The 25,479-nt window shown below is 42.6% G+C and carries 19 protein-coding genes and 1 tRNA gene; 2 read left to right on the forward strand and 18 right to left on the reverse strand.

What is annotated here, in order from left to right; translation table 11 throughout:
* Positions 1–5: 5 nt before the first annotated feature.
* Both NYP55_RS01760 and xseA read right to left on the reverse strand, forming a co-directional pair.
* Entirely contained in the window at positions 6–314 is a 309-nt protein-coding gene (locus NYP55_RS01760; protein WP_472781464.1) for an exodeoxyribonuclease VII small subunit, read from the reverse strand.
* Positions 315–420: 106 nt separating this feature from the next.
* Positions 421–1,782: an exodeoxyribonuclease VII large subunit gene (xseA, locus tag NYP55_RS01765; protein WP_472781465.1), complete on the reverse strand. Its 1,362-nt coding sequence runs from the start codon at positions 1,780–1,782 to the stop codon at positions 421–423.
* A gap of 144 nt (positions 1,783–1,926) precedes the next feature.
* Here xseA and NYP55_RS01770 point away from each other — a divergent pair.
* A tRNA-Lys gene (locus NYP55_RS01770) sits at positions 1,927–2,000 on the forward strand.
* 336 nt (positions 2,001–2,336) lie between these two features.
* Here the strand turns inward: NYP55_RS01770 and tuf are convergent.
* From tuf to mraZ, 16 genes are all read right to left on the reverse strand, one after another.
* Positions 2,337–3,536 (reverse strand): elongation factor Tu, encoded by a 1,200-nt coding sequence (gene tuf / locus NYP55_RS01775; protein WP_004130138.1) that lies wholly within the window; start codon positions 3,534–3,536, stop codon positions 2,337–2,339.
* Positions 3,537–3,706: 170 nt separating this feature from the next.
* A complete protein-coding gene (gene fusA / locus NYP55_RS01780) occupies positions 3,707–5,836 on the reverse strand; it encodes an elongation factor G (RefSeq protein ID WP_004130136.1) in 2,130 nt (709 codons plus the stop codon).
* A gap of 42 nt (positions 5,837–5,878) precedes the next feature.
* A complete protein-coding gene (gene rpsG, locus NYP55_RS01785; RefSeq protein ID WP_004127577.1) occupies positions 5,879–6,349 on the reverse strand; it encodes a 30S ribosomal protein S7 in 471 nt (156 codons plus the stop codon).
* A 3-nt stretch (positions 6,350–6,352) separates the two neighbouring features.
* Positions 6,353–6,724 (reverse strand): 30S ribosomal protein S12, encoded by a 372-nt coding sequence (rpsL, locus tag NYP55_RS01790; RefSeq protein WP_003813881.1) that lies wholly within the window; start codon positions 6,722–6,724, stop codon positions 6,353–6,355.
* A 273-nt stretch (positions 6,725–6,997) separates the two neighbouring features.
* The gene (locus tag NYP55_RS01795; RefSeq protein WP_415697584.1) at positions 6,998–8,182 is read right to left on the reverse strand and encodes a cell division protein FtsQ/DivIB; all 1,185 of its coding nucleotides are present in this window, start codon (positions 8,180–8,182) and stop codon (positions 6,998–7,000) included.
* A 128-nt stretch (positions 8,183–8,310) separates the two neighbouring features.
* Positions 8,311–9,819 (reverse strand): UDP-N-acetylmuramate--L-alanine ligase, encoded by a 1,509-nt coding sequence (gene murC, locus NYP55_RS01800; protein ID WP_415697522.1) that lies wholly within the window; start codon positions 9,817–9,819, stop codon positions 8,311–8,313.
* Between the two features lie 2 nt (positions 9,820–9,821).
* Positions 9,822–11,030 (reverse strand): UDP-N-acetylglucosamine--N-acetylmuramyl-(pentapeptide) pyrophosphoryl-undecaprenol N-acetylglucosamine transferase, encoded by a 1,209-nt coding sequence (locus NYP55_RS01805; RefSeq protein ID WP_415697583.1) that lies wholly within the window; start codon positions 11,028–11,030, stop codon positions 9,822–9,824.
* 205 nt (positions 11,031–11,235) lie between these two features.
* Positions 11,236–12,633, reverse strand: coding sequence for an FtsW/RodA/SpoVE family cell cycle protein (locus NYP55_RS01810; protein WP_060785573.1), 1,398 nt, complete (start codon positions 12,631–12,633; stop codon positions 11,236–11,238).
* Positions 12,626–14,194 (reverse strand): UDP-N-acetylmuramoyl-L-alanine--D-glutamate ligase, encoded by a 1,569-nt coding sequence (gene murD / locus NYP55_RS01815; RefSeq protein WP_060785574.1) that lies wholly within the window; start codon positions 14,192–14,194, stop codon positions 12,626–12,628. Before murD ends, NYP55_RS01810 begins: the two co-directional genes overlap by 8 nt.
* A 9-nt stretch (positions 14,195–14,203) precedes the next feature.
* Entirely contained in the window at positions 14,204–15,307 is a 1,104-nt protein-coding gene (mraY, locus tag NYP55_RS01820; RefSeq protein ID WP_004130121.1) for a phospho-N-acetylmuramoyl-pentapeptide-transferase, read from the reverse strand.
* Positions 15,304–17,079, reverse strand: a complete 1,776-nt coding sequence (locus NYP55_RS01825) for a UDP-N-acetylmuramoyl-tripeptide--D-alanyl-D-alanine ligase (RefSeq protein ID WP_415697582.1) — start codon at positions 17,077–17,079, stop codon at positions 15,304–15,306. Before NYP55_RS01825 ends, mraY begins: the two co-directional genes overlap by 4 nt.
* A gap of 62 nt (positions 17,080–17,141) precedes the next feature.
* The gene (locus NYP55_RS01830; RefSeq protein ID WP_102704952.1) at positions 17,142–18,323 is read right to left on the reverse strand and encodes a UDP-N-acetylmuramyl peptide synthase; all 1,182 of its coding nucleotides are present in this window, start codon (positions 18,321–18,323) and stop codon (positions 17,142–17,144) included.
* 28 nt (positions 18,324–18,351) lie between these two features.
* Complete coding sequence (locus NYP55_RS01835) at positions 18,352–20,406, reverse strand: peptidoglycan D,D-transpeptidase FtsI family protein (RefSeq protein ID WP_472781522.1); 2,055 nt, start codon at positions 20,404–20,406, stop codon at positions 18,352–18,354.
* Positions 20,406–21,062: a hypothetical protein gene (locus NYP55_RS01840; RefSeq protein WP_102704950.1), complete on the reverse strand. Its 657-nt coding sequence runs from the start codon at positions 21,060–21,062 to the stop codon at positions 20,406–20,408. Before NYP55_RS01840 ends, NYP55_RS01835 begins: the two co-directional genes overlap by 1 nt.
* Positions 21,062–22,132 carry a 16S rRNA (cytosine(1402)-N(4))-methyltransferase RsmH gene (gene rsmH / locus NYP55_RS01845; RefSeq protein WP_102704949.1) on the reverse strand — a complete coding sequence of 357 codons (1,071 nt, stop codon included), beginning with the start codon at positions 22,130–22,132 and terminating at the stop codon, positions 21,062–21,064. The genes NYP55_RS01840 and rsmH overlap by 1 nt, the downstream gene beginning before the upstream one ends.
* On the reverse strand, positions 22,129–22,926 hold the full coding sequence (gene mraZ / locus NYP55_RS01850; protein ID WP_102704948.1) for a division/cell wall cluster transcriptional repressor MraZ: 798 nt from the start codon (positions 22,924–22,926) through the stop codon (positions 22,129–22,131). Before mraZ ends, rsmH begins: the two co-directional genes overlap by 4 nt.
* A 199-nt stretch (positions 22,927–23,125) precedes the next feature.
* Here mraZ and NYP55_RS01855 point away from each other — a divergent pair, with 199 nt between their 5' ends.
* Positions 23,126–25,402: a HelD family protein gene (locus tag NYP55_RS01855; RefSeq protein ID WP_102704947.1), complete on the forward strand. Its 2,277-nt coding sequence runs from the start codon at positions 23,126–23,128 to the stop codon at positions 25,400–25,402.
* The last annotated feature ends 77 nt before the right edge of the window (positions 25,403–25,479 follow it).

Raw genomic sequence — 25,479 nt, forward strand, 5'->3', positions numbered from 1 at the left:
CATGTTCAAGATTCAAGATTTGATTGCGTTCCAGCCGTCGCAGCTGTAGCCGACTGCTCTGCCTGAGCCGCATCAAGCTTAGCGTGAACCGATGCAAGCAAGCCCTGCGCACGCTTTGCTAGCGCTTCTCCAAGCTCCCATTGATGCATAGACTGATCCAAAGTCAAACCGCCAGCCTCAAGAGCTTTAACAGCTTGCACAAGCTTTTCGCGCGCTTCTTCGTAAGGCATTGCGTTAATCGCAGCTCGCTCTTCGCTGCTAAGCGTGCTAATCGCGTCAGCTTTTGCACTTGCGTCTTTTATTTCGTCACTCATAATCATCCTTTTCTAATATTTTATTTAAGATTTTTATTTAAGATTTTGCGTTTTTAGTTTTAAGACTTTCAGTTTTACGACTTTACGATTTTACGACTTTACGATTTTACGACTTTTCTACAGAAGTAACATTAGCCGTAATCAAGCCACTTTTAAGAGTGACTGTTATATCATCGCCAGTTTTTACACGACTAGAATCGTCAAGCACTTTCCCACCGCTAATCTGCACAACCGCGTAACCGCGATTAAGCGTTGATTGCGGACTAAGAGCCGTAATACTGGCATGTGCCTTTTCAACAGTCAAACTAGCATTGTCCAGCAACCGCACCAAACCATGCCTCATGCGCTCAACCGACTGCTGCACAAACAACTCATGCGGCTCCAGCATAGTGGTTGGCTGAGTAATACTTGGCCTATTCGCATATCCCTCAATAAGCTGAATCTCGTTGCTCACTCGCGCAGAAATCCTCATGCGCGCATGTTGCAAAGCGTTATCAATCAACTGCCATTGCTCGTTAACATCTGGAACAACGCGCTTTGCTGCATCTGTAGGCGTAGAAGCTCGCATATCTGCCGCCAAATCAATAAGCGTCCAATCGTCTTCGTGACCAATCGCAGAAACAATCGGAGTTACGCAAGCAGCCGTAGCGCGAACCACGCCTTCATCCGAAAATCCAATCAAATCCTCAAAGCTGCCGCCACCGCGCGCAACAATAATCACATCAACCTCTGGATCGGCGTCTAGCTGCTTAATTGCCGCAATAACGTCTGACGGGCATTGCACACCCTGAACATGCGCGTGAACCACCTTAAAACGCGTTACAGGCCAGCGCAAATTCACGTTTGTAATAACATCGCCCTCTGCGCGAGCTTGAGGCGCACACACCAGTCCAATGCACTTTGGAAACTCAGGAAGCGGCACTTTATTTTCCGCGTCAAACAAGCCTTCGCCTTTAAGCTTTTTGCGCAACTCATCTATTTGCGCTTTTAAGTCGCCAGCACCAACACGCCTAATTTCGTCGGCAACAAAGCTCAATCGTGTTGCTTTTACCCAAATATCTGCCTTGCCGTGAACAACTACCCTATCGCCTTGATGCAAATCTTTAGCTTGCTGAACAAACTTACTAAAGCCCATTATGGAGATTGAAACGTCTTCATTGCTGTCTCTAAGCGTTATGTAGCCAGATGTAGACCTTCGCATGTTGATTTCAACAATCTGACCTTCTACCCAAGCCGCAGGCCACTTTTCTACAGCACCATGGAACTTTTGGCTTATAACACTTACTGGCCAAGGATTTTCAGCACTTGTTTCACTTGCGCGTAAAGGTAGCGTGCGCTGTGTAGTACTGCTTTGGCTGTCGTAAACATTTTGACTAGCATTATTCTGGCTAACTTCATTTTGATTAACGTTGTTATTTTTAGAATCGCCAGAATCGTGGTTAAAAAGCGTCATATTTAGCAAAGGCATATACCAAGTTTCTTTTAGAAGATGGACAACAAGAGTTTAAAAGATTCGCAACAAGCACCTAAAGCACACAAAACACGACACGCCGTAACTTGCAAATAAAGCGATTCTGAGTATAGTTATTACTCGGCTCAAGAAAACGCCAACGCCCCTTTAGCTCAGTTGGCTAGAGCAGCTGACTCTTAATCAGCGTGTCCAGGGTTCGAATCCCTGAGGGGGCACAAACAAAACCCAAGCTTTGCGGCTTGGGTTTTTTCGTATTTATATTTTTAATTACACAAATATGATTCATATATGATTTCTTCCTGTATTCCAACAAAAATCTGAATATTAGAGGCGCTTTCTTCATTTGCACAATAACGCTTAAAACACAAAAGTAAACATTTTGCGATGATTATAAAAAGATAAAAATTCAAAGAACACAAAACGACACACAAAACTACACACAACGAGATATGTGCAATTCTTCAACAGAATACAAAAAGACCCCACGAGTTTCCTCATGGGGTCTTTTTTAAGCCTTAGCTAATATCTTCAGATTAGAAAATCAGAAAATACTAGGCAAGAATCTTGGTCACACGACCAGAGCCAACGGTACGGCCACCTTCACGAACTGCGAAGGTCAAGCCCTCTTCCATTGCAATAGCCTGGATCAACTCAACAGTGAAGGTTGCGTGATCGCCTGGCTGAACCATTTCGATGCCGTCTGGCAAAGTGATAACGCCAGTAACATCGGTGGTACGGAAGTAGAACTGTGGGCGGTAGTTGGAGAAGAATGGCGAGTGACGGCCACCTTCGTCCTTGGTCAAGACGTAAACTTCGCCTTCGAACTTGGTGTGTGGTGTCACAGAACCTGGAGCAGCCACAACCTGACCACGCTCAACGTCGGTACGGTTGATACCACGAAGAAGAAGACCAGTGTTATCGCCAGCCTCGGCCTCATCCATCTGCTTGTGGAAGGTCTCGATAGAGGTGACGGTGGTGGTCTGAGTATCGCGCAAACCAACAATCTCAACTGGGGTGTTGATTGGGAGCTTACCACGCTCAACACGGCCAGTAACAACGGTACCACGACCGGAGATGGTGAACACATCTTCGATTGGCATCAAGAATGGCTTGTCAAGATCGTGAGTTGGGGTTGGGATGTACTCGTCAACAGCCTTCATGAGTTCCTTGACGGTCTCTACCCACTTGTCGTGATCTGGAGCGTCATCATGCAAAGCGCCGTAAGCGGAAGTACGGATGACTGGGCAATCGCGATCGAAGCCGTTTTCGTCGAGGAGGTCACGAACCTCTTCTTCAACGAGGTCGATAAGCTCTTCGTCGTCAACCATATCGCACTTGTTCAAAGCAACAAGAATTTTTGGAACGCCGACCTGCTTAGCAAGCAAGACGTGTTCACGGGTCTGAGCCATTGGGCCGTCGGTAGCAGCAACCACGAGGATTGCACCATCCATCTGAGCGGCACCAGTGATCATGTTCTTAACGTAATCAGCGTGGCCTGGAGCGTCCACGTGAGCATAGTGGCGTGCAGCCGTCTGATACTCGATGTGGGCGATGTTAATGGTAATGCCGCGCTCCTTCTCTTCTGGAGCGGCGTCGATCTGATCGAAGTCATACTGAGGGTTCAGATCTGGATATTCGCCATGAAGCACCTTAGAAATAGCCGCGGTCAAGGTAGTCTTACCGTGATCAACGTGACCAATGGTACCAATGTTAACATGCGGCTTAGTACGCTCGTACTTTTCCTTTGCCATGTGTTTGTCCTCCTGGACGTCTCGTAGTTCGCTTCACACTCTTATGTGAAGCCTCTAGCTACATATTTACTGGGTTTCTGGGTTAGGTGCCACTTCGGTGCCAGAACCCAGTCAACGTACGAAATTTTAGCGTTGACTAGGGACACAAAACACCGAAGTAGCGTGCGCTTTTACTCGCCGCGCTGGGCTTTAATAATCTCGTCCGAAACAGCCTTTGGAACTTCCGCGTAAGAGTCCATTTGCATGGTGAACATTGCACGTCCCTGAGTCTTGGAACGAAGATCACCAATGTAGCCGAACATCTCACTCAGTGGAACCTTAGCGTCAATAACCTTAACGCCAGTAGCGTCGGTCATAGACTGAATGTTTCCACGACGGGAGTTCAAATCGCCCATAACGTCGCCCATGTACTCTTCTGGAGTACGAACTTCCACGGCCATAATTGGCTCGAGGATTACTGGGTGAGCCTTAGGAGCAGCTTCCTTGAAGCACATGGAACCTGCAATCTTGAAGGCCATTTCCGAAGAATCAACGTCGTGAGTCTGACCGTCGGTAACGGTTGCTTTAACGCCAACCACTGGGAAGCCAGCCAAAACGCCAGATTCCATAGCTTCCTGCACACCTGCGTCGATGGAAGGAATGAATTCCTTAGTAATGTGGCCACCAGTGACCTCGTTAACAAACTGATAGACTTCGCCAGATTCTGGATCGATTGGCTCGAAGTTCATCAAAACCTTTGCGAACTGACCAGAACCACCAGTCTGCTTCTTGTGGGTGTATTCCTGGTTCATAACAGCCTTGCGAATGGTTTCGCGATAAGCAACCTGTGGCTTACCAACATTCGCTTCAACCTTGAACTCGCGGCGCATACGATCCACAATAATGTCGAGCTGAAGCTCGCCCATACCAGAAATCAAAGTCTGACCAGATTCTTCGTCGGTCTTAACCTGGAAGGTAGGATCTTCGTCGGAAAGCTTAGCCAAGGCCAAGCTCATCTTTTCCTGATCTGCCTTCGTCTTTGGCTCCACAGCAACCTCGATAACAGGATCTGGGAATGTCATGGATTCCAAGGAAATTGGGCTCTTCTCGTCGCACAAGGTGTCACCCGTGCTAACGTTCTTCAAACCAACGAAGGTGTAAATGTTTCCAGCTTCTGCAGAATCTACAGGATTTTCCTTATCTGCGTGCATCTGGAAGATCTTACCAACGCGTTCCTTCTTGGACTTAGTGGAATCGTACACGGAATCGCCTGGCTTAACTTCGCCAGAGTACACGCGCACGAACACAAGCTTTCCATAGAATGGATGAGTGGAGATCTTAAAGACCAATGCAGCAAATGGATCTGTATTTACTGGCTTACGATCAATCTCAACGGATTCGTCGCTTGGATCAAAGCCCTTAATAGATGGAACATCTTCTGGGCTTGGAAGGAAGTCAACAACAGCATCCAGCATTGGCTGAACACCCTTATCCTTAAATGCAGAACCGCAAGTTACTGGGAAGGCTTCGCGAGCAATAGTAAGCTTGCGAATACCCATGCGAATCTCTTCTTCGGAAAGTTCTCCCGATTCAAGATACTTCTCGAGCAACTCTTCGTCGGCTTCTGCAACCTGATCCATAAGCTCGGCACGATATTCTTCTGCACGCTCTTGCAAGTCGGCAGGAATGTCAACGGTGTCGTAGTGGGCACCCATATCGTCCTTAACGTCATTCCAAACGTAAGCCTTCATGCGAATCAAGTCAACAACACCAAGGAAGTCGTTTTCAGCGCCGATTGGAAGCTGAATAACGAGTGGCTTAGCGCCAAGCTTTTCCTTAATGGTCTTAACAGAATAGTAGAAGTCTGCGCCCAACTTATCCATCTTGTTGATGAAGCAAATACGTGGAACGCTATACTTATCTGCCTGACGCCAAACGGTTTCGGACTGAGGCTCCACGCCTTCCTTACCGTCGAACACTGCAACAGCACCGTCGAGAACACGCAAAGAACGCTCTACCTCTGCAGTAAAGTCAACGTGGCCTGGAGTATCGATGATGTTGATTTGATAGCGGTCATCTGTGTCATGGGTTTGACGCTGCCAGAAGCAAGTGGTTGCAGCAGACTGAATAGTAATACCGCGTTCCTGCTCCTGCGCCATAAAGTCCATGGTAGAAGCGCCATCGTGAGTTTCACCAATCTTGTAATTCTTACCAGTGTAGTAAAGAATACGCTCGGTGGTAGTAGTCTTACCAGCATCGATGTGCGCCATGATGCCGATGTTACGAACCATATTAAGGTCGTTAAGCACATCTTGTGCCATATTATTATCCTTAGCTCTTTAAGATACCGATTATCTTGTGGATTACCAGCGATAGTGAGCAAAAGCCTTGTTTGCTTCTGCCATCTTGTGGGTATCCTCGCGGCGCTTTACAGAAGCACCCAAGCCATTGGAGGCATCGAGAATTTCGTTAGCTAAACGCTCAGCCATAGTCTTCTCACGACGAACGCGAGAGAAGTCGGTAAGCCAGCGCAACGACAAGGTGTTTGCACGAGCAGGCTTAACTTCGACTGGAACCTGGTAGGTTGCGCCACCAACGCGGCGGGAACGAACCTCGAGGCTTGGACGAATGTTATCGAGAGCGCGCTTCAAAACAGAAACTGGCTCCTGCTCGGTCTTTGCCTTCACCTGCTCAAGAGCGGTGTAGACGATGTTTTCTGCGATGGACTTCTTACCATCGAGAAGAATTTTGTTAATCAACTGAGCCACGACGGTCGAGCCGTAGATTGGATCAGGAAGCAGCTGATGCTTTTTTGCAGGTCCTTTACGTGACATGTTTTACTTCGCCTTCTTTGCTCCATACAGGGAACGACCCTGCTTGCGGTCCTTAACACCCTGGGTATCGAGAGCGCCACGCACGATGTGGTAACGCACACCTGGGAGATCCTTCACACGGCCACCGCGCACAAGCACAATGGAGTGCTCCTGCAAGTTGTGACCTTCGCCTGGAATATAGGCGGTTACTTCAATACCCGAGCTGAGGCGCACACGAGCAACCTTACGAAGCGCAGAGTTTGGCTTCTTAGGAGTGGTTGTGTACACACGAGTGCACACGCCACGACGCAACGGGCTACCTTTCAAGGCCAAAGTCTTTGACTTCTTAGGCTTGGCCTGACGTCCCTTACGGACGAGTTGTTCAATCGTAGGCAACTTAAGTTCTCCGATTCATTAATGTCTTCTATTTGGTGAAACCGCAGCACTGCAGCACACCTTAAACCTGAATCGGTTAAAGAGAAAAGCCACAGTCCACCGGCCCGATGGCCCTTGCGCCTCCAGCCACGCATTACTGCGCGCTATCTTTGGCACTTGGGATATCCCAACCAGCACGCCTATAACATAAGGCACGCCGTTGGCACACACAAACTATTATTATACACATTTGCTTGACAATTAAAAACCGCTTAAACAAGCTACTCAAGCAAACTACTTAAGAATCGGCCTTGCAGGAGCAGAAACATCCAAAAGCTGACGATTGCCGATTTTACTTGGATCGCTAATAATCGTTTCCACAATCGCCTTTTTAAGTTCCAAATCCGAAGAATCTCCCCAAACAACAATCCTATGAACGTCTCCGCTTGGGCCAGGGTAAGAAACCTCTGTTTCAACAGAATCCTGAGTTTTTGCACTAACACGAATAACGTGAGACCTAAAATCTTGAGAAAGCGAGCTTACAATTTTCAACGCTTCCTTAACAGCTCTACTGTTTAGACTTTTACTAACGTCGCTAACTTCTATAACTGGTATTCCGCTTGTAGAAACGTTTTGAACAGCGTTTAAGACTCTACCTTTAACATCTACAGCTGTAAGTTTTTCGCCATCTTTTGCTTTAAGCATTGCAGCAGGCTTTTGCGCACGAACAGTTATTTGCAAACCGTGCGGAAATTGCTTTACAACCTTTGTTTCTGTTACACCAGGTATGTTATTTAATTGCTCAATTATTTGTTGAGAAGAAACTAAAAACAGTGACTTATCTACCTGATTAGACGCAATTGACGCGATTTTCTGTTCACTCACCCATTCGTTAGAGCCAAAAATGCGTATATTTTTAGAATCAAGACGGAAAAATGGAGATAAAAACAGCATCCAACAAAGCAAAGCGATTAACGCAAACGCAAGAAAAGCGTAGGCAAATCGCAGCAAAATGGTACGTATTTTAGCAAAATTCTTTTCTTTTTCGCGAGCGCTAAAATCTATTACTTTAGGTCTAGATGTAATTCCAAGAGGACCCGAACTAGACTTTAACGTTTGCTTTACAAAATCAACTACGGAAAGTCTTCTTGCATCTACAAAAGCATTTTTAGAAGATTGATTTTCTAACGAGCTACTCGTAGTCGCTTTTTTGCTATTAGATAAATCATTTTTAGCTAATCTTGTAGAATTTTGTGAGTTTAGATTGGATTGAATTGACCTTTTATGCGCATCAAGATTAGAAGACTTAGAAAAATTAGAAGACTTAGGGAAATTATCAGTCGTAGCAAAGGTATCGCTTGTAGCAAAAGTGGATGTAATAGACCTAGTATGCTTAATAGAGCTAGCAGATTCATTAGGATTATTAGGCTCATTGGATTCATCATTGCTGGCAGACTTGCCAAAAATCATTCGACCCATAACTATCACTCACCTACTTCCACTTGCATCTACACGCGACTTTATTTACTACTTTATTTACTACTTTATTTGCGGCTTTACAGATTGCTTATTATCGCTTGTTTGCCGACTATTATTGCCCATTTAGCTTATTGCTTTAAGCGCAACTCTTCTAGCATAACAGACGTCATAGTGGTAATGCTTCCAGCACCAACCGTAAAAAGTACATCTCCACTATTAGCTCGGCGAGCAAGCATTAAAGCGCCATCCCTCATATCTTCTACAGCTTCAATATTGCAATTAAGCGCACATTCTTTAGCTGCGTTAACAATAGTCGAAGCGTGAATATTTGGAAAATCTTCCTGCTTTTCTCGAGCTGGGAAAATGCCAGTTACGATTACATCGTCTGCAAGAGATAAAGCAGAAGCAAATTCGCGCGCAAAAGAGCGCGTCCTAGAAAACAGATGTGGCTGGAAAAGCACGCGAATCGTAGAATCTGGGTATCTTCTTCTTGCAGCGCGCAAAAGAGCGTCGATTTCTGTAGGATGATGCGCGTAATCGTCTACAACCGTTACTCCGCCAACGCATCCGCGAATGTCAAATCTTCTAGAAGCACCAAGGAAGCTCGAAGCTCCATCTGCTGCATCTTTAGGATTCATGCCCAAAAGTGTTGCTGCAATAATCGCAGCACACGCGTTTCTAGCATTGTGCAAGCCTGGAATCATAAGATTAACGCTTATAGAATCGCCGCCAAAGTCAATAGCAAACGACTCACTACCACTACCAGTCTGCTCGCTTTCGTGATTAATAAACGCAAACTTTACAAGGCTTTTTACTCTATTACTTAAGCAAGAAACACTATTCTTGCTACTTGCGTATGCGATTGTTTTTTTAAGAGAATCATCGCTTAAATCCTCTAGAACAGCGCGAGCGCCATCATCGTCTGCACAAATCACAATAAATCCTAGAGCGTGGCTTAAATGCTCAACAAACGCTGCGCGATAATTTTGCGCATTTCCATAATGGTCTAGGTGGTCCGCTTCTACGTTTGTAACAATTGCAATATATGGATTGTATTTTTCAAAGCTGCCGTCGGATTCGTCCGCCTCCGCAACCATAACGCTTCCGCGCCCAGCATGACCTCCGTCTAATTCTCCGCCGCCCTGCGCTTGAATCGAACCGCCAATCGCATAACTCGGGTCTGCTAAATCGCCTTTACCGCAAACTTTCAAAATGTGAGCCAAAAGAGAGCTTGTTGTAGTCTTACCATGCGCTCCCGCAACAGTCACACCTTTTTTAGAACTTAAAAGTAAAGATAAAATGTCACTTCTATGAACAAGTTTTACGCCATTTTGCGCAGCCGCCACTACTTCTGGATTATTTGGCTTAATCGCACTAGAGTACACAAGAATATCCGCATTTTTTACGTGGCTTGCACTTTGACCAATCTGTACACTTATTCCGAGTTCTTCTAAGCGATTTGTGTGGTCGCTTTCTTTACTATCGCATCCGCTTACGCTAACGCCTTCTTCGTGCAACATCTCTGCTAAAACGCTCATTCCAGCGCCACCAATGCCAATAAAATGCACAGAACCTAAAGAATTTACAGTCTGATCTTTACTAAAAGCAGCACAAATAGGATTCATATTAATTTCCATGATTATTTTTTGCTTTCTTTTGCAATCTTAAGAATATGCTCTGCCATTACTCTTGCAGCATTACGAATGCCGTATTTCCAAGCTTTTTCACGCATTTGGCAAAGCTCGTCTGGGTTATTAAGCAATTTCAACACGTTAGCGCGAATCCAATCATCGCTAAAATCGCAATCGTTTACAATAATCGCTCCTCCTGCGTTTGCAACAGGCTGCGCGTTAAATCGCTGTTCGCCGTTTCCAATTGGAAGCGGCACGTAGATTGCAGGAACGCCAATCGCCGAAACTTCTGCAACAGTGCCTGCTCCCGATCTGCAAATCACCAAGTCAGCGCAAGCAAAAGCCCAATCAATTCGCTCTAAATATTCGCAAATATGGTAATCACCAAGTCCTGCATGCTCTGGCTTAATGTCGTTTATTTGATTAAGACCAGCCGAACGCTCAACATTATCTTTAACTTCTTTAGATTTTCCGCTACCCGTAAGATGAATGATTTGCGCGCATTTGAGTAAATCGCCAGCAGCAATAGATACAGCTTCGTTAATGCTTTTAGCACCCAAAGACCCGCCAGTTACAAGAATAATCGGCCTGCTAGGATCTAGTCCAAGATTTTTAGCGCCTTCAAATCTAGCTAAATCAATGTCTTGAGTAATCTTTGCACATAAATCCGATATGGATTTTCTAAGAGGAAGACCAACTCTTATAGCTTTGCTATTCGACGCCGCCTTTGCGACTAAACCAGTGCCATCGTAAACGCACCCAATCATGCTTGCCCAACGCGCGCCAAGCTTATTTGCCATTCCAGCGCGCGCATTTTGCTCATGAATCACAATAGGCAAATGCATTCTATGCGCTTGTGCATAAACTGGAGCAGACGCGTAACCGCCAAATCCAACAACAATATTCGCATGCCTTTGCTCAAGAATCTTAGCAACCTTGCGCGTTTCGCGAATCCACTTAAAAGGAAACTTAAGCATGTACAAATTAGGTTTTCTAGGGAATGGAACTTTTTCAATAACGTCTAATGGCAGCCCAGCTTTAGGAACTAGCGTTTTTTCTAAACCAGCATTAGTGCCAATAACACTGATTTCTACCGACTCATCTAAATCTTTTAATGCATGCGCTACAGAAAGAAGAGGATTAACGTGACCAGCAGTGCCCCCGCCTGCTAGAACAACATGCAAAGAATTGCTATCTTTATATTGATCTTGCGCCAATTCGCCACCTACAATCTGCTTATTTAATAATCCCAATCAGAAATCCCAATCAGAACTAATCTACTTAAAACTTTAATATATGACTTAACAATTAAATATAAATTAAACAAAATTTTTACGAAAAGCGGATTTTATAATTTTATAATACTTTCCCAATTTTGATTGACACTTGTTTTTGATTAACACTTGTTTATTATTGAGCTGATTAATCACCACTTTGCTGCCGCGATTTTGCACGCTTTAATGACCATTTATTCCCAAATTTTATGTTCGGATTGCTCTTAATAAAACTATCCGCAACACCCATTGCAAGAAGACACATAACAAGAGAAGATCCACCTGCGGAAACAAATGGCATAGGAACGCCCATAACTGGCAAAATCTGAACAACAACCAAAATGTTTATTAGTCCTTGGCCAACAATCCAAGTAGCAATGCTAATAAGAGATATTGAAACAAGCTTATTTGTTGATTGCAAAGCAGAAGTTAGCAAGCACCATCCAATTACAATGTAAAGAAGGATTACGCAAGAAGCAACAATAAAGCCCATCTCTTCGCCAATGATTGCAAAAATAAAATCGTTGTGAGCATACGGCAAATAATTCCACTTTTCTCTAGAATTACCTATACCAACTCCCATTATTCCACCAGACGCCATTGCGTATTGCGCATGAATCGACTGAAAACAAACGCCTCTAATCGACTTTGCGTCGCATCCATGAATCGTAGCAAGAATACGACGCATACGATTTTGGCTAGTCACAACAAGCAATAAAACCGCTGCACAAGCCGTTAGAAGGGCCACAACAAGCCATTTTGTAGGGAATCCTCCCACATAAAATGCCACAACAGCAATAAGCAAAATAATAAGAGCTGTACCAAGATCCTTGCCTGCAACAACTAAAAGAACAGAAACACCCAAAGCTACAACTGTTGGAATATATGCGCGCATAGCAACACGCTTATAAGCCTTTTTTGCAAGAATAAGTGCCATTGGTAGCCAAATACATATAGCAAGTTTGGTGATTTCCGCTGGTTGCATTGTAAGCGGGCCTATTTTAATCCAGCTAGCATTACCATTAACCTCGTGCCTAATACCTGGAACAAAAGTCAAAAATTGCATAAAAACCGATATTGCGTAAATGGTAATAATCCTGCTTTTATAAAAATCAACAGGAAGATGTGAAAAAATCAAATATCCAACAAGACCAATAATGCAATAAAACAGCTGGCTCATTCCAGAACCCCAAGGGCCAGCTCCGTAAGTAATCCTCGTTACCGACGAGCTTGAAAACACCATGAATAAGCCAAAAACGGTTAATATTACAACAGATATTCTTAGTCCAAAAAGACACCACAATGGGTTAAAAATACTGCGAATACCAACGTATTGCTTAAAAGCCTTTGTATTATCACTAAATGTTTCTTGAACACCCGAAATATTAGTAGATGAATCTGCCTTAGTTCCAGAAGATTTACTACTAAAAGATCTACTACCAAAAGATCTGCCACCAAAACCGCCAAAAATGCCAAAACCGCGCTTTTTAAGCTTTTTAGGATTTCTAGAACTTGATGAGCTAGCTTTTTTATTGTTCTCATTCATGGCTCTTAACCCATCGCTCAGATTCTTTAGCAAAACGATTGCCACGATCTGCGTAAGAAACAAATTGATCCATAGAAGCGCATGCTGGTGCCAGAAGAACAACATCTCCAGGCTGCGCGTACCCTCCAGCAGCTTGAACAGCTGTAGAAATAACTTTTTGACCCAAAGTAGAATCCGCGCTAAGAACTGGCGACTTTTCAACCTCTTTAAGAACGCGATCATCTACAGAATCAAAAGATTCGCAACTTTCGCCATTCGCAGAAACTATTGTTACAGGAATACCTTGACCTTTAGAATTAAGCGCTTCTACAATCGGCTTTTGATCTAGCCCAATAACAACAACAGCCTTAATAATACTACGATTTTGATTAACTAAATCTTCAAAATGGCCACCTTTTGCAAGACCTCCAGCAATCAAAATTACGGATTTTTTGCCGAAACTAGAAATAGAGGCTGCAGCAGCATGAGCATTAGTAGCTTTTGAATCATCAACAAAACGAATCGCGTGTTCTGGAAGATTATCTTTAGCATTTAACGTTGCAACAGTTTGAATCCTATGCCCTCCTGGAGCAAAGTTGCACAATGCTTTAACTGCATTTTCAACGTCTTGTTTTAAGCCAAGAGTTAGAGCTAGTGCAGTTAGTGCGTCTGCAAGAAGATGAGGATACACGCTTCCATCTGGCTCGCATAAGTGTTTTAGTTCTTTTAGCGCTACTATTTTAACTGGCTCGCTAATTTTTGCGCCAGCAACGCCACTTTTGTCTACAATCCAACCATTTTCAACGCCTATTTCTCCGCATTTTGGCGCGCTGAGCGTAAAACCGATTTTTTTACAACCATCTTTGACTTGTGCAACTTTTGCTAATTCGCTAACTCGTGAATCTTGAGCATTATACACAAGCGCTTTTTTAACGCCATTAAAAACTTTCGACTTATCTTTTGCGTAAGCTTCAATGCCACCGTGCCAATCCAAATGGTCAGCCGCAATATTAGTAATCGCAGCGCAATCCAACTCTAAGGAATTAGTAAAATGAAGTTGAAAAGAGCTTAATTCAACACATAACGCGTCGTGTTCTTTTTCTAGCGCAGCGTAAGAAACAGACTTGCCAATGTTTCCAACTGCAGGAGCATCTAGACCGCAAGCTGTAAGCATATCGGAAGTCATCTCTGTTGTAGATGTTTTTCCATTTGTTCCAGTAATTCCAATCCATGCAGCTGGAAGATTAGTTTTAAGCGACTTTACGCGCACAAGCCACGCAAGCTCCACTTCGCTGATGACTGGAATATTGCGCTTTTGAGCCTCTAGAATAAAAGGCGTTCTAGGGTTAAAAACTGGCGATGTTATAACAGCATCAATCGTGTTCCAATCGATTTTAGAAAAATCGCGGATTTGCGCTTCTTCCTTACGCTCGTCTGCGCTAATCGCATTAGCGCCAACAGTTTTAAGCACTTCCATGGCTCCTATGCCAGAAACACCTAATCCTGCTACAAGAACGTTATGGAATGGGAATTCATTGTGCAAAGAGAACTCCTTGCACAAATCATTTGCAACATTGCTCATATAATCACCTTAAATCAACAGTCCAGAACGACCTGCCCAATCCGCATAGAACGTCATCAATGCAGACAGAACAAACATAAGCTCAATCATCCAAAAACGAACAACAACTTTGCCTTCTGCCCATCCAACAAGCTCAAAATGATGGTGGATTGGCGCCATTTTAAATACACGCTTATGCGTCATCTTAAAGCAACCAACTTGAATCACATCGCTGCAAGTTTCTACAACAAAAAGTCCGCCTAAAATAACAGCCAAAAACTCTGTGTGAGTAGCAATGGAAAGCGCAGCAAAAAGACCACCTAAAGCCAAGGAACCAGTGTCTCCCATAAACACTTGAGCAGGATTTGAGTTGTACCACAAGAATCCAAAGCAAGCAACGGCAGCACAAACAGAAATAATTGTTAAATCAAGCGGATCCGATACAGCATAAGAGAATCCAAAATGACCGCCGCCTTTAACGTGGTAACTTTCCCAAAAAGCTATAAGCGCATATCCTGCAAAAGCAATCATAGAAGATCCAGCAGCAAGACCGTCTAACCCATCTGTAAGATTTACAGCATTAGACCATGCAGCCATTAAAAAGTTTACCCAAACAATAAAAATTACAATTCCTATTGCTTTGCCAAACATAGAAAAATCAAAGAATGGCTTTTCTATAAAACTCATGCCAGGCTGCGCACTTGCAATGCCCGACTGAGTTGGAAGCATAAGAGCCAAAAGCGCATAAATGCTTGCAAAAATAATCTGACCGAATAACTTTGCTCGCACAGAAAGGCCAAGATTCTGCTTTTTTCTAACCTTTGCAAAATCATCAACAAAACCTAAAAAGCCCATTGAAAGCATTGCAAAAAGAACAAGAACTGCAGACCAAGAAGGCGTTCTGCCAACAGAAAAATACCTGTATAAAGCAGATGCAGCCCAGCCAACTACAACAGCAAGATTAATAACAACACCGCCCATTGTAGGAGTGCCACGCTTAACTAAATGGGATTGCGGGCCGTCTTGGCGAATGTATTGTCCGTAATTTAATCGGTGTACTAAGCGGATTAAAAGCGGCGTGCCAACAATAGTTACTATTAGCGAAACCACTATTCCCACAATAAGCGCAATCACAGGTTAACCTCCGTATTTTTGTTAAGGCTAGTGTTAAGGCTCTTACTAAGTTTAGCCCAGCTTTCAGCCAAAACGCTCAGCCCCGAAGCATGAGACCCCTTTAACAACACAACAGTACTAGAATGATCAGCCACAAGACTCCAAACAATATTATTCGCCTCAATACAATCATGCACAAAGTACACGTTGTTTTTAGAATCAACATTGTTATTTTGATACTTATTTACAATGTTATTTCTGTTATTTTGCCAATTGTCTCTAGCACCTTTAGCTATGCAAGAAGCTAATTCATCTAATTTTTCACTCGTGGAAGATCCAACGGAAATTATTGCGTCAATATTCTTTTGTGCAACATATTTTCCTATAGACTCATGCATGTTATATTCGTCTTTTCCAAGTTCCAACATTGAGCCTAAAACAGCGATTCTAAAAAGTTTAGTGGATGAAGACTTGGCAGAATCTGCAGAATTGGCAGAATCGTCGGAGTCAGAAGAGTTAGCGGAATTAGAAGAATCATCGGACTCATAAGAGCATAATCCGTCAATTCCTGCTTTCATAGAGTCTGGATTTGCATTAAACGAATCGTCAATAAGTGTAAACTTTTTATCATCTTTGCAAATAACAGAAATTTGCATACGATGCGGGCTAATATGCGAAACTTTATTCAAAACTAGAGAAATGTTTTTAAGACTCATTCCAAAATATCGTGCAACATTTGATGCAGCAAGAGCATTCATAACATTGTGCACGCCAGGAAGCGCAAGATGTAGTGTTGCACTATTTTCGCTAGTCGCACTATTTTCACTAGTCGCGATTTTTTCGCTCTCGATAATCGTAAATTTTGCACAACCACTTTCGTCTAAAGAAATATTTTGCGCGCGTAATTGATAATTGCCATTATTCGACGCATCAAAATTGCCATTATTATCAACATTTAAGCCAAACCAGCGAACTTTATCTTGGTCAGCCAGCTTGTTCATAGCCGCAACGCGAAAATCATCTGCATTCAAAATCGCAACACCATGAGGCAAAAGTCCCCTAACAATCTCACTCTTAGCTTGCGCAATTTTTTCTACAGATCCAAATTCGCCCAAATGAGCAACACCAACTTTTAGCACAACCGATAAGTCTGGAGGCGCAATAGTTGTGAGCATTGCGATTTCTCCAACATGATTTGCACCCATCTCCGCAATAAGGAATCGCGTATTCTCGTTTACACGCAAAGACGTTAACGGCAATCCAATCTCGTTATTAAAAGAGCCAACGGGCGCAACTGTATTGCCAAGCGTTGAAAGCAAAGCATTAAGCATATCTTTTGTGGTAGTTTTTCCAACGGAACCAGTTATGCCAATAATGCTAAATGGCGTATTTAACGCGCGGCGGCGAACTAAATTATGTTTTGCTAAAAGTCCAAGCGCTTCAACCGAATTTTTAACAACTATTTGCGCAATCTTGTTTTGCACACTTTCATCCAGCAAAACAGCATGTTCCACAATCGCAGCTTTGGCTCCAAGCTGAGCCGCTTTTTGAACAAAATCGTGTCCATCTACTCGCTCGCCCTTTATAGCAATAAATACCGCTCCGCAAGCAACGTTACGCGAATCACTTGTAGCGAAATTAACAATATCGATGCTTTTTACAGAATCGCAAGATGCAGACGAACCACATAAAAGCTCGCTTGCGTTAACAGCATCTGATACCTCTTTAATGCTCATAGGCATCATATGAGTACTATCTTGCGTAAAAACAGTGTCTGTAATTTTATTTTGCATGCTATTTTGCTTGCTATTTTGCTCTATTGAAAACATTTTCTGCTCTTAAAATATATTGGTTTCTATTTTAGTTCGTGAGATACTCGCAACGCGCTCTTAATTGTACCTCTTCTAACACCAGCAGCAAGAACCATTGCGATTGAAAGAGAAAGATGTTTACTAACACTTTTGCCGCCGATTTGATCTGCTAATGCAGCTAACTCATCGGATTCCCTAGAACGCATTACACAATAAGATCTTTCGTGACTTATAAATCCATACCTTTGTTGCAAATTATAAAAACTCATTACGGGGCGCGCAGATTTTATGCTTGATTCGTCAATCTTAGAATCAATCTTAGAATCAATCTTAGAATCATCTTTTCTATTACTATATATAAGTGATTCCGATGATTCTTTAGACTTAGACTCATACGAATCTTGCGAATCTTCTGAATTAGCATTCACTTTAGATTTGGCTTCTAATGCGCCGCTTGCTTGCGACTTATCTTTTGAATTTGCCAAGCTTGAACCATATGCCAAATCGCCACTACTGTGTTCAATAGCTTGCAAACTGGAATCTGACTTATACAAATCAAGACTTCCGGCCATTGCTAGCGCATTATTGCTTTCAACTCCAAGAACATCAATGTTTACAGATTGCAAAGCGTCTTTTTTAAGAGTTGCAGAATTTAACGCTATAACAACAGCTGCAGCACCATCTTCTACGCATACCGACAAATTGTGCTGAATATCCACGATTCCAAGCGGATATTCTAAATCCAGTTCTCGCTGAAGAGAATTAGACCCTGCAGCGCTTATAACACCAATTGGGTTGCCAAGCATATGAAGAAAATCTGCTAAACGTATAACATTTGCGTAGACTTCGTCATCATCATCGCCAGCAACCGCAAAAGTCGCTATAAAAGAAGATGGGTCATTATTAACATCGCAAGCAAGTTTACCCAAAGTTACTGGATTGTTGGAAGAAACTAAAAGTGGAATACCAACGCTCATTGCTTCGGATCTAAACTCTGGAGTAACCATTGCTGCGTATGCTCCAGCATCTCTAGCAGCTTCCAATTGTCTTTTATCTACGCGATTTGCAGGAATAAAAAGACACCCAGGCTTAACATTCCTAACGTCGCACGCTAAAGAAGTAATTGTTATTCCAGAAGCAAAAGATGGTATTACTTCAAAACCATATTGTTGCGCAGCAAAACCAAGAGTTACTCTTGTTCTGGAAAATTCATCAACAGCATTCATACTCGCACTCGCCCTCGTTCGCTATCTATTACCATTGTACAGCAATAGGATCGGTGCGAGGAGTCGATACTGGAACGTTGTACTTTTGCATTAGGAACTCGCCTATTGTTTTTATAATAGGCGCCGCAGTATAAACACCGAATGTACCTTCTGGATTGCTTAATGCTACAGTTATTGCAAAACGTGGATTATCTACAGGCAATATTGCTGCGCAATCTGCAACAATAGAGCTAAGAGCTCCGCCAAATCCAGCAACTTCTGCAGTACCACTCTTTGCAGCAATGCGATATCCATTAACAGATATGTAGCTACCGTAATATTCTGCAGTGGACTCCATAGCATTTAACATTTGATCAGCAACATGCTCATCCAACACCCTAGTGCCTTCTGGCCTCTTGCGCTCCGTAACTCTACCATGAGGGTCAATTACAGACTTTATAATCGATTGCTTAAGTCTTACACCTTTATTTGCGATTGTTGATATAGCATTAGTTATTTGCAAAGCGTTTGTTGCATAACCCTGACCGAACAAAACAGTGTTTTGCTTACGACCATCCCACGATTGAACACTCGGAAGCAAACCTTGGGATTCTCCTTGCAAGCCTAATCCAGTATATTGTCCAATTCCAAACTTAGACAAAAACTCATAACGCTTGTTATTTGGATATTTTTCGCCAGCCATAATCATGCCAACATTAGAAGATTCCTTCAAAATGCCTGCCAAAGTGAGCCTCATAACACCATGATTATGAGCGTCGTGGAAAAGCTGACCCTGCTTTTCAATGCTTCCTGGAACAGCAAACTTATCTGATAACGAGCGCGCGCCCGTCTGAAGCATGCCTGCAACTGAGAAAACTTTACCAATGGAGCCTGGCTCAAACACTTGGCTAACAGCTTTAGAAACAGACGCTCTGGCTTCGGCAGAACCAGCTTTAATACTATCGCTATCTTCTAGAGCAACGATTTCTCCAGTGCGAATATCTTGAACAACAGCAACGCCCCATCCAGCTCTATACTTTTTTATGCCGTCTAGAAGAACCTTCTTAACGTACCAATCTACATCACTATCAATGGTTAGCTTTATGTCATTACCGTTTACAGCATCTTTATATTCGCTTACCGTTCCAGGAATTTTCTCATTTCCAACGTTATTTCCCTGGTATTTTTGATAACCATCTTTACCAGTTAGAACCTTATCTTGAGAAAGCTCTAGTCCAGATTCGCCAATCTCTCCTCTTCTGCCCTTTGCTTCCTTGCGAGCGCTTTCTTCAGCGTCTTTAACAGAGCCGATTAAAGCACCAAGAATAGGGCCACTGGAGTATACGCGTTCACTACTGTTTTCTGCATAAACACAACCAGAAAGATTAAGCTTGTCTATTTCGCGCTTAACAGAAGGCTTAACATTTCTTTTAATAACAGCGTAACGTCCTACGCATGCAATCTTGCCGCCTATTTCAACAGAACTCATATGCAAAATAGGAGCCAAAAGACGTGCTACAGCAACAGCTCCAGTTCCTTCAACATCTTTGCCGTTAATTGCATGACAATTCCCAGCAGTTTGCTTTGTACAAGGAGTTGGCTTAAAAGACTGAGCGTTCATAGGGTCTGCGATTATGTTGTATCTTTCAACGCTTTGAGCTAAAACAGCACCGTTTGCATCTAAAATACGACCTCTACGAGCGAGTATTGAACGAGTTCTGCTACGTTCTGCCTGCGCCGCCTGAGCAGTAGAACGTGCATTAATTAACTGTATAAAGCTAAGTTTTACTATTGCTATAGATGCAATAAATGCAAATATCATTGCAACAGCAATACACTTTTTTGCAAAAACCGTATTTCGTATAACGCTAGTTTGAGCGCCATAACGTGCATTAGCTCCAGAAGAAGCAAAAGCAGAACCAGAACGCACGGCATTGCTGCTGTATGATTTGTACAACTTACGCGTATTGAATCTGCTTTGGCTAATTTTGCTTACTCTGTTTTTAATAGAGCGCAACTTTTTACCAGCTAGTTTGGCATAATACAATACTGTTTTCATTTTGCCTGAGTATTTGGCGAAACGTTGCTTGATTAGGCGGTTCATCAATGTTTCTCCTTATTTTTTTGTTCTGGCTGTTGTTTAGTTTGTTGTTTATTTTGGTCTTGTTTAGTTTGTTGTTCAGTTTTCTGTTGTTTAAGTTTTTGCTTAGCTTGCTGCTGTTTAGCTTGCTCCTGTTTAGCTTTTTGAGCTTCAATAGCAGCTTGTTCTGCCTTCTTTTTATTGGCATAAGCACTGAGATCAACTGTTATTGCTCCCTGTTGTGGAATCATTCCCATATCTTGTGCTTTTGCTGGAAGATCCGCTTCTAAAGCGTCTAACTTTGTTTGCGCTGTTTCCACATCTTGACGAAGCCTAGAGATACTTGATTGAGTGGCAGCTTGTTCAAAAGATATCTCCGCCATTTTTGTGCGCAACAACAAAGACGTAGTAGGCGTAACAAAAAGGAAAATAACAACAATAATCAAGTTAAAAAGAGGAGCCTTACGAGTATTACTCCACTCTATAACTCTATGTAAGTGATTCATTACTGTGTAAGACCTACGGTCAGAGGCGCTAAACACTAATGGAATCGACTTTAAAACGCGATTTTGCCTTGAATTATTACCAGCCGCTTTCTCGTCTACTCGCCCAGCAGGAGCAGATGAACTGGCATAAGACGTAGCAATCCTAGAAGCACGGTTTTTACTTGGCTTATCCATTAGAACCTGCCTCCTTTGCTGTTATTTACACCATTCGATTTAGCAGAAGAACGATGCGAAAATGAATCTTCTCCTTTAGCAATAGCTGTAAAGTCTTTAATCCACCTATCTGGAATATCTCTAATAAGCTCCACTGCGCGTAAGCGAACAGAAGAAGACCTTGTATTATTTGCAATTTCTTCTTCAGATGCTTTAATAGCTCCACGCGTTAAAGACTTAAAGAAAGGCTGTGCGCTTTGCGGAATAATTGGCATATTTGCTGGAACATCTACTTCTAAGCCTTTATTCATAAAACGCTTAACTGTAATATCTTCCAAAGAATGATAAGACTCAACAACAATTCTGCCACCGTTATTTAAGCGCAAAGCAAGCTTTGGCAAAGTCCTATAAAGCTTATCTAGTTCTCCATTAACTTCGATTCTAAGAGCCTGAAAAACTCGTTTAGCAGGATTTCCTGGAGCACGATGAGCACGCGGAATAACATGATCCACTAAATCAACAAGTTGACCAGACGTTTTTATTGGATTCTCTTGTCTAACTTGCACTATTTTTCTTGCGATTGGACCAGAAAAACGTTCTTGACCATACTCACGGAATATTTGAGCAAGACTGGATGCGCTGTAGGTAGCAAGAATGGTTTCAGCAGTAACACTTTGAGTTGTATCCATGCGCATATCTAAGACTGTGTTATGAGAATAAGAAAATCCTCTATCTTCCTCGTCTATTTGCAAACTAGAAAGACCTAAGTCCATAAAAGCTGCGTCAATCCTATCGATTTCTAAATCTTCAAGAACTTTATCAACTTCGTCGAAAGCTGCATGAACTGGAATAAAACGATTTTCTAATCCTTCTTCGCGCATTCTTCGTGTAGCTAATTCAAGAGCTTCACTATCTCTATCTATACCTACAAGCGTTGCAAATGGAGCAGCTTTAAGAAAAGCCGTTGCATGACCCGCAAGACCCAATGTGCAATCAACAACAATAGAGTCTTTATGGTCTAGTGCTGGAGAAACAAGATCTACGCAATCTTCCAACAACACTGGCGCATGAATTGTAGATAAATCTTTCATTGTGCCACCGCCGGAAGAACATCATTTGCAATATCTGCATAATCTTGCTCTTTATCTGCAAGATAATTGTTCCAAGCAGATTTATTCCATATTTCTGCACGAGTTCCAACACCAATTACAACAATCTCATCTCCAAGATTGGCATAATCTCTTAGCATTGGAGGCACCACTATACGTCCTTGCTTATCTGGCTCCTGATCAACGGCACCAGAAAGGAAGACTCTAAGGTAGTCTCTTGCGGACTTATTACTCATAGATGTGAGCTGAATTTGAGTTGTAATACGTTCAAACTCTTGCATTGGAAGAACGTAAACGCATCGCTCTTGGCCGCGAGCCATAACAAAACCATCACCCAGTTGAGATCTAAATTTTGCTGGCAAAGCCACACGACCCTTTGCATCTATTTTTGGAGAATAAGTTCCAAGAAGTATCGGATTCTTTACGTGATTATTAGCCTGACTTTGCAAATTATTATCACCAAAAACTGCGTCTTGCGGCAAAGGAGTGGATGTAAAAGCCGAAGACGTAGGTTGAGATTGCATAACAGGCTGCATAACTGGCATTTGCGGCACTTGCTGCGCTTGATACATTTGCGGCATTTGCTGCATTTGCTGCATTTGCGGAATCACATAATAAGGCTGAGCGTACGCTTGAGAATTTTGCATTGGCATATGCGCATCTTGTGCATTAGCTTGAGCCGTATTTTGAGAATCATAACCAGATGGATTTTGAGCATGCTTAAAGGAGGAATTGGCTTTATCTTGCGCATTTGCGCCAGCATTGTTACTAGCCATAAATCCACCTCCTTTTCAACATGCAATATGCCACTTGCACATCGTTCACCATTTTACCCCATTTCTCACCAAAAATCCCCACTTTTTTGTAAAAAAATAATATTTTTTTACCTTAGATTGGAAACATGCAACGTGTATTAGCCTCGAGGTATACTTAAACGCCTAGTTTTAGCCCAACTTTTAAGAAGAACGGACACAAATGTCTACGTACTCCTCACAACTCAGCGAAGAACAACAAGCGGTTGATTGCGCTTACAATCGATTAGATAACTTGCGTTCAACAATTCGCACAAGGCTTGATTCCGTACGCGCTGCAGGCTCGCATGGCTCACCAACTCAGCGAACAGAACGAGATTCTTTTGCAACAATGTACGAAGATCGTTTAACGCAACTTAGAGCTGTAGAAGATAGACTTGTGTTTGGCAGACTAGACGACCGAGAAGGCATAAGACGTTACATTGGAAGAATCGGTTTACTAAGCGAAAATCACGACCCAATCTTAACTGATTGGAGAGCAGAAGCAGCCAGACCATTCTACGAAGCAACTCCTTCAAATCATGGAGACATTGTTATGCGTAGGCACATAACTCTTAAATTCCGAGAAGTTGTAGGAGTTGAAGACGAGATTCTAGATATTCATTCAGAAGAAGTAAACAAAGCATCTAAGCAAGGAACACTTACTGGCGAAGGTGCATTGCTTGCTTCTCTAGGTTCTCGTAGAACTGGAAAAATGACGGATATTGTTGCAACCATTCAGGCAGAACAAGACCGCATTATTCGCGCTCCTCTAGACCGTACAATTGTTGTTCAAGGTGGACCTGGTACAGGCAAAACTGCAGTAGCTTTACACAGAGCAGCATACTTGCTCTACACGCATCGCAGAAAGCTTGAAAGATCAGGCGTTTTGATCGTAGGACCAAGCTCCGCATTCTTAAGATACATAGATCAAGTTTTGCCATCTTTGGGTGAAACTGGTGTTGTTAGCATAACTATAGCGGATTTAATTCCAAATATTCATGCAACAGTGCAAGACACTCCTCATGCAGCAAAACTTAAGGGAATGTACCGCATGAAAAACGTTATTCAAAACGCTATTTGCGCAAGAATACGTATTCCTAAAGATTTGCCAACACTACGCATAAATGGTTTTGCTGTGCAATTAAAGAAGGAAGATATAGAGCTTGCACAATTAGACGCTCAGCGCACACACCAGCCTCACAACCAGGCACGTAAAACATTTGTAAAGTCAGTTATAAGTTCGCTTAGAAACAGGTATCTAGAACAACTTGATTATGCTCCTTCCCAAGCGGAAATATCCGATATTACTTCGCAACTTAGAATGGAAAATAAGCTCAAGATTACATTAAATCTTGCTTGGCTACCTATGAATGCCAATTGGCTTATAGACCAACTCTTTTCTAAACCTGAACAACTTCGCATATATGCTCCTTGGTTAAGTGAAAATGATATTCGTGCATTAATTAGACCAAAAGGAAGTCCTTTAACTCAGTCCGACATCCCACTTCTTGACGAAGCTATGGAGCTACTAGGCCCAGATCCAAAGATTGAAGCACAAAACGCTGCTCTCGCCCGTAAAAAACTCGAAGAACAGCAATATGCTTCCGATACTCTTGCACAAAATGGCATAGGAAATGGCATTATTACCGCCGATATGCTTATTGAGAATATTCAAGGTAACGATGCAAGTATGGTTGCAAATCTTGCCGCGTCGGATAGAGAGTGGACTTATGGCCATGTTGTTGTAGATGAAGCGCAAGAGCTTACTGCAATGGATTGGCGTATGCTAATACGCAGGTGCCCTTCACGCTCATTTACAATTGTTGGCGATGTTGCACAAACCTCCTCTTTGGGTGGTACACATAGTTGGCAAAAAAACATGAGCTCATTGTTTGGAAATGACAACTGGGATCTTTATGAACTAACAATTAACTACCGTAATCCTAAAGAAGTTTCTGAAGCTGCAGGAAAAGTTGCAAATAATTCTGGCTTATATATATCAACAGTTAATGCAGTTAGATCTGTTCCAGATTCGCTTGTTACACATACGGTTCAGAATCAAAATGAGCTTAATAATATGCTTGCTAAATATTGCATTGACTTATTTAACGAATTTGTTTCCGAAGACGGAAGCGGACGCGTAGCAATTATTGTTCCTCAAGAACTAATAGAGCATGCAAACAAAATCGTTAAAAATACTCTTAGCAAGAATCTTTCGACTAAGGAATATGCACGCATAATTCAGCAAAACTTTGACGATAGTCAAATTAGCGTTTGCAGTGCGGAAGATGTTAAGGGATTGGAATACGATGCGGTAATTCTAATGCAACCTTCTGCCATCGAGCAGGAAGCAGCATCCAGACTTAGCGCAGCGGCAAATCTATACGTAGCAATGACAAGACCAACACAGCGTCTTGTTGTCTTGCGCACACAAGACGACGCCAATTTTTCAAAGTAATAATCGCGAAGTAAAAGTACTGAGTAAACCCAACTATTAACGACCTTGTTATTTGTTTGACCCTTTAATTGGGTCGA

This window comes from Gardnerella sp. c10Ua_31 (genome assembly GCF_055700915.1).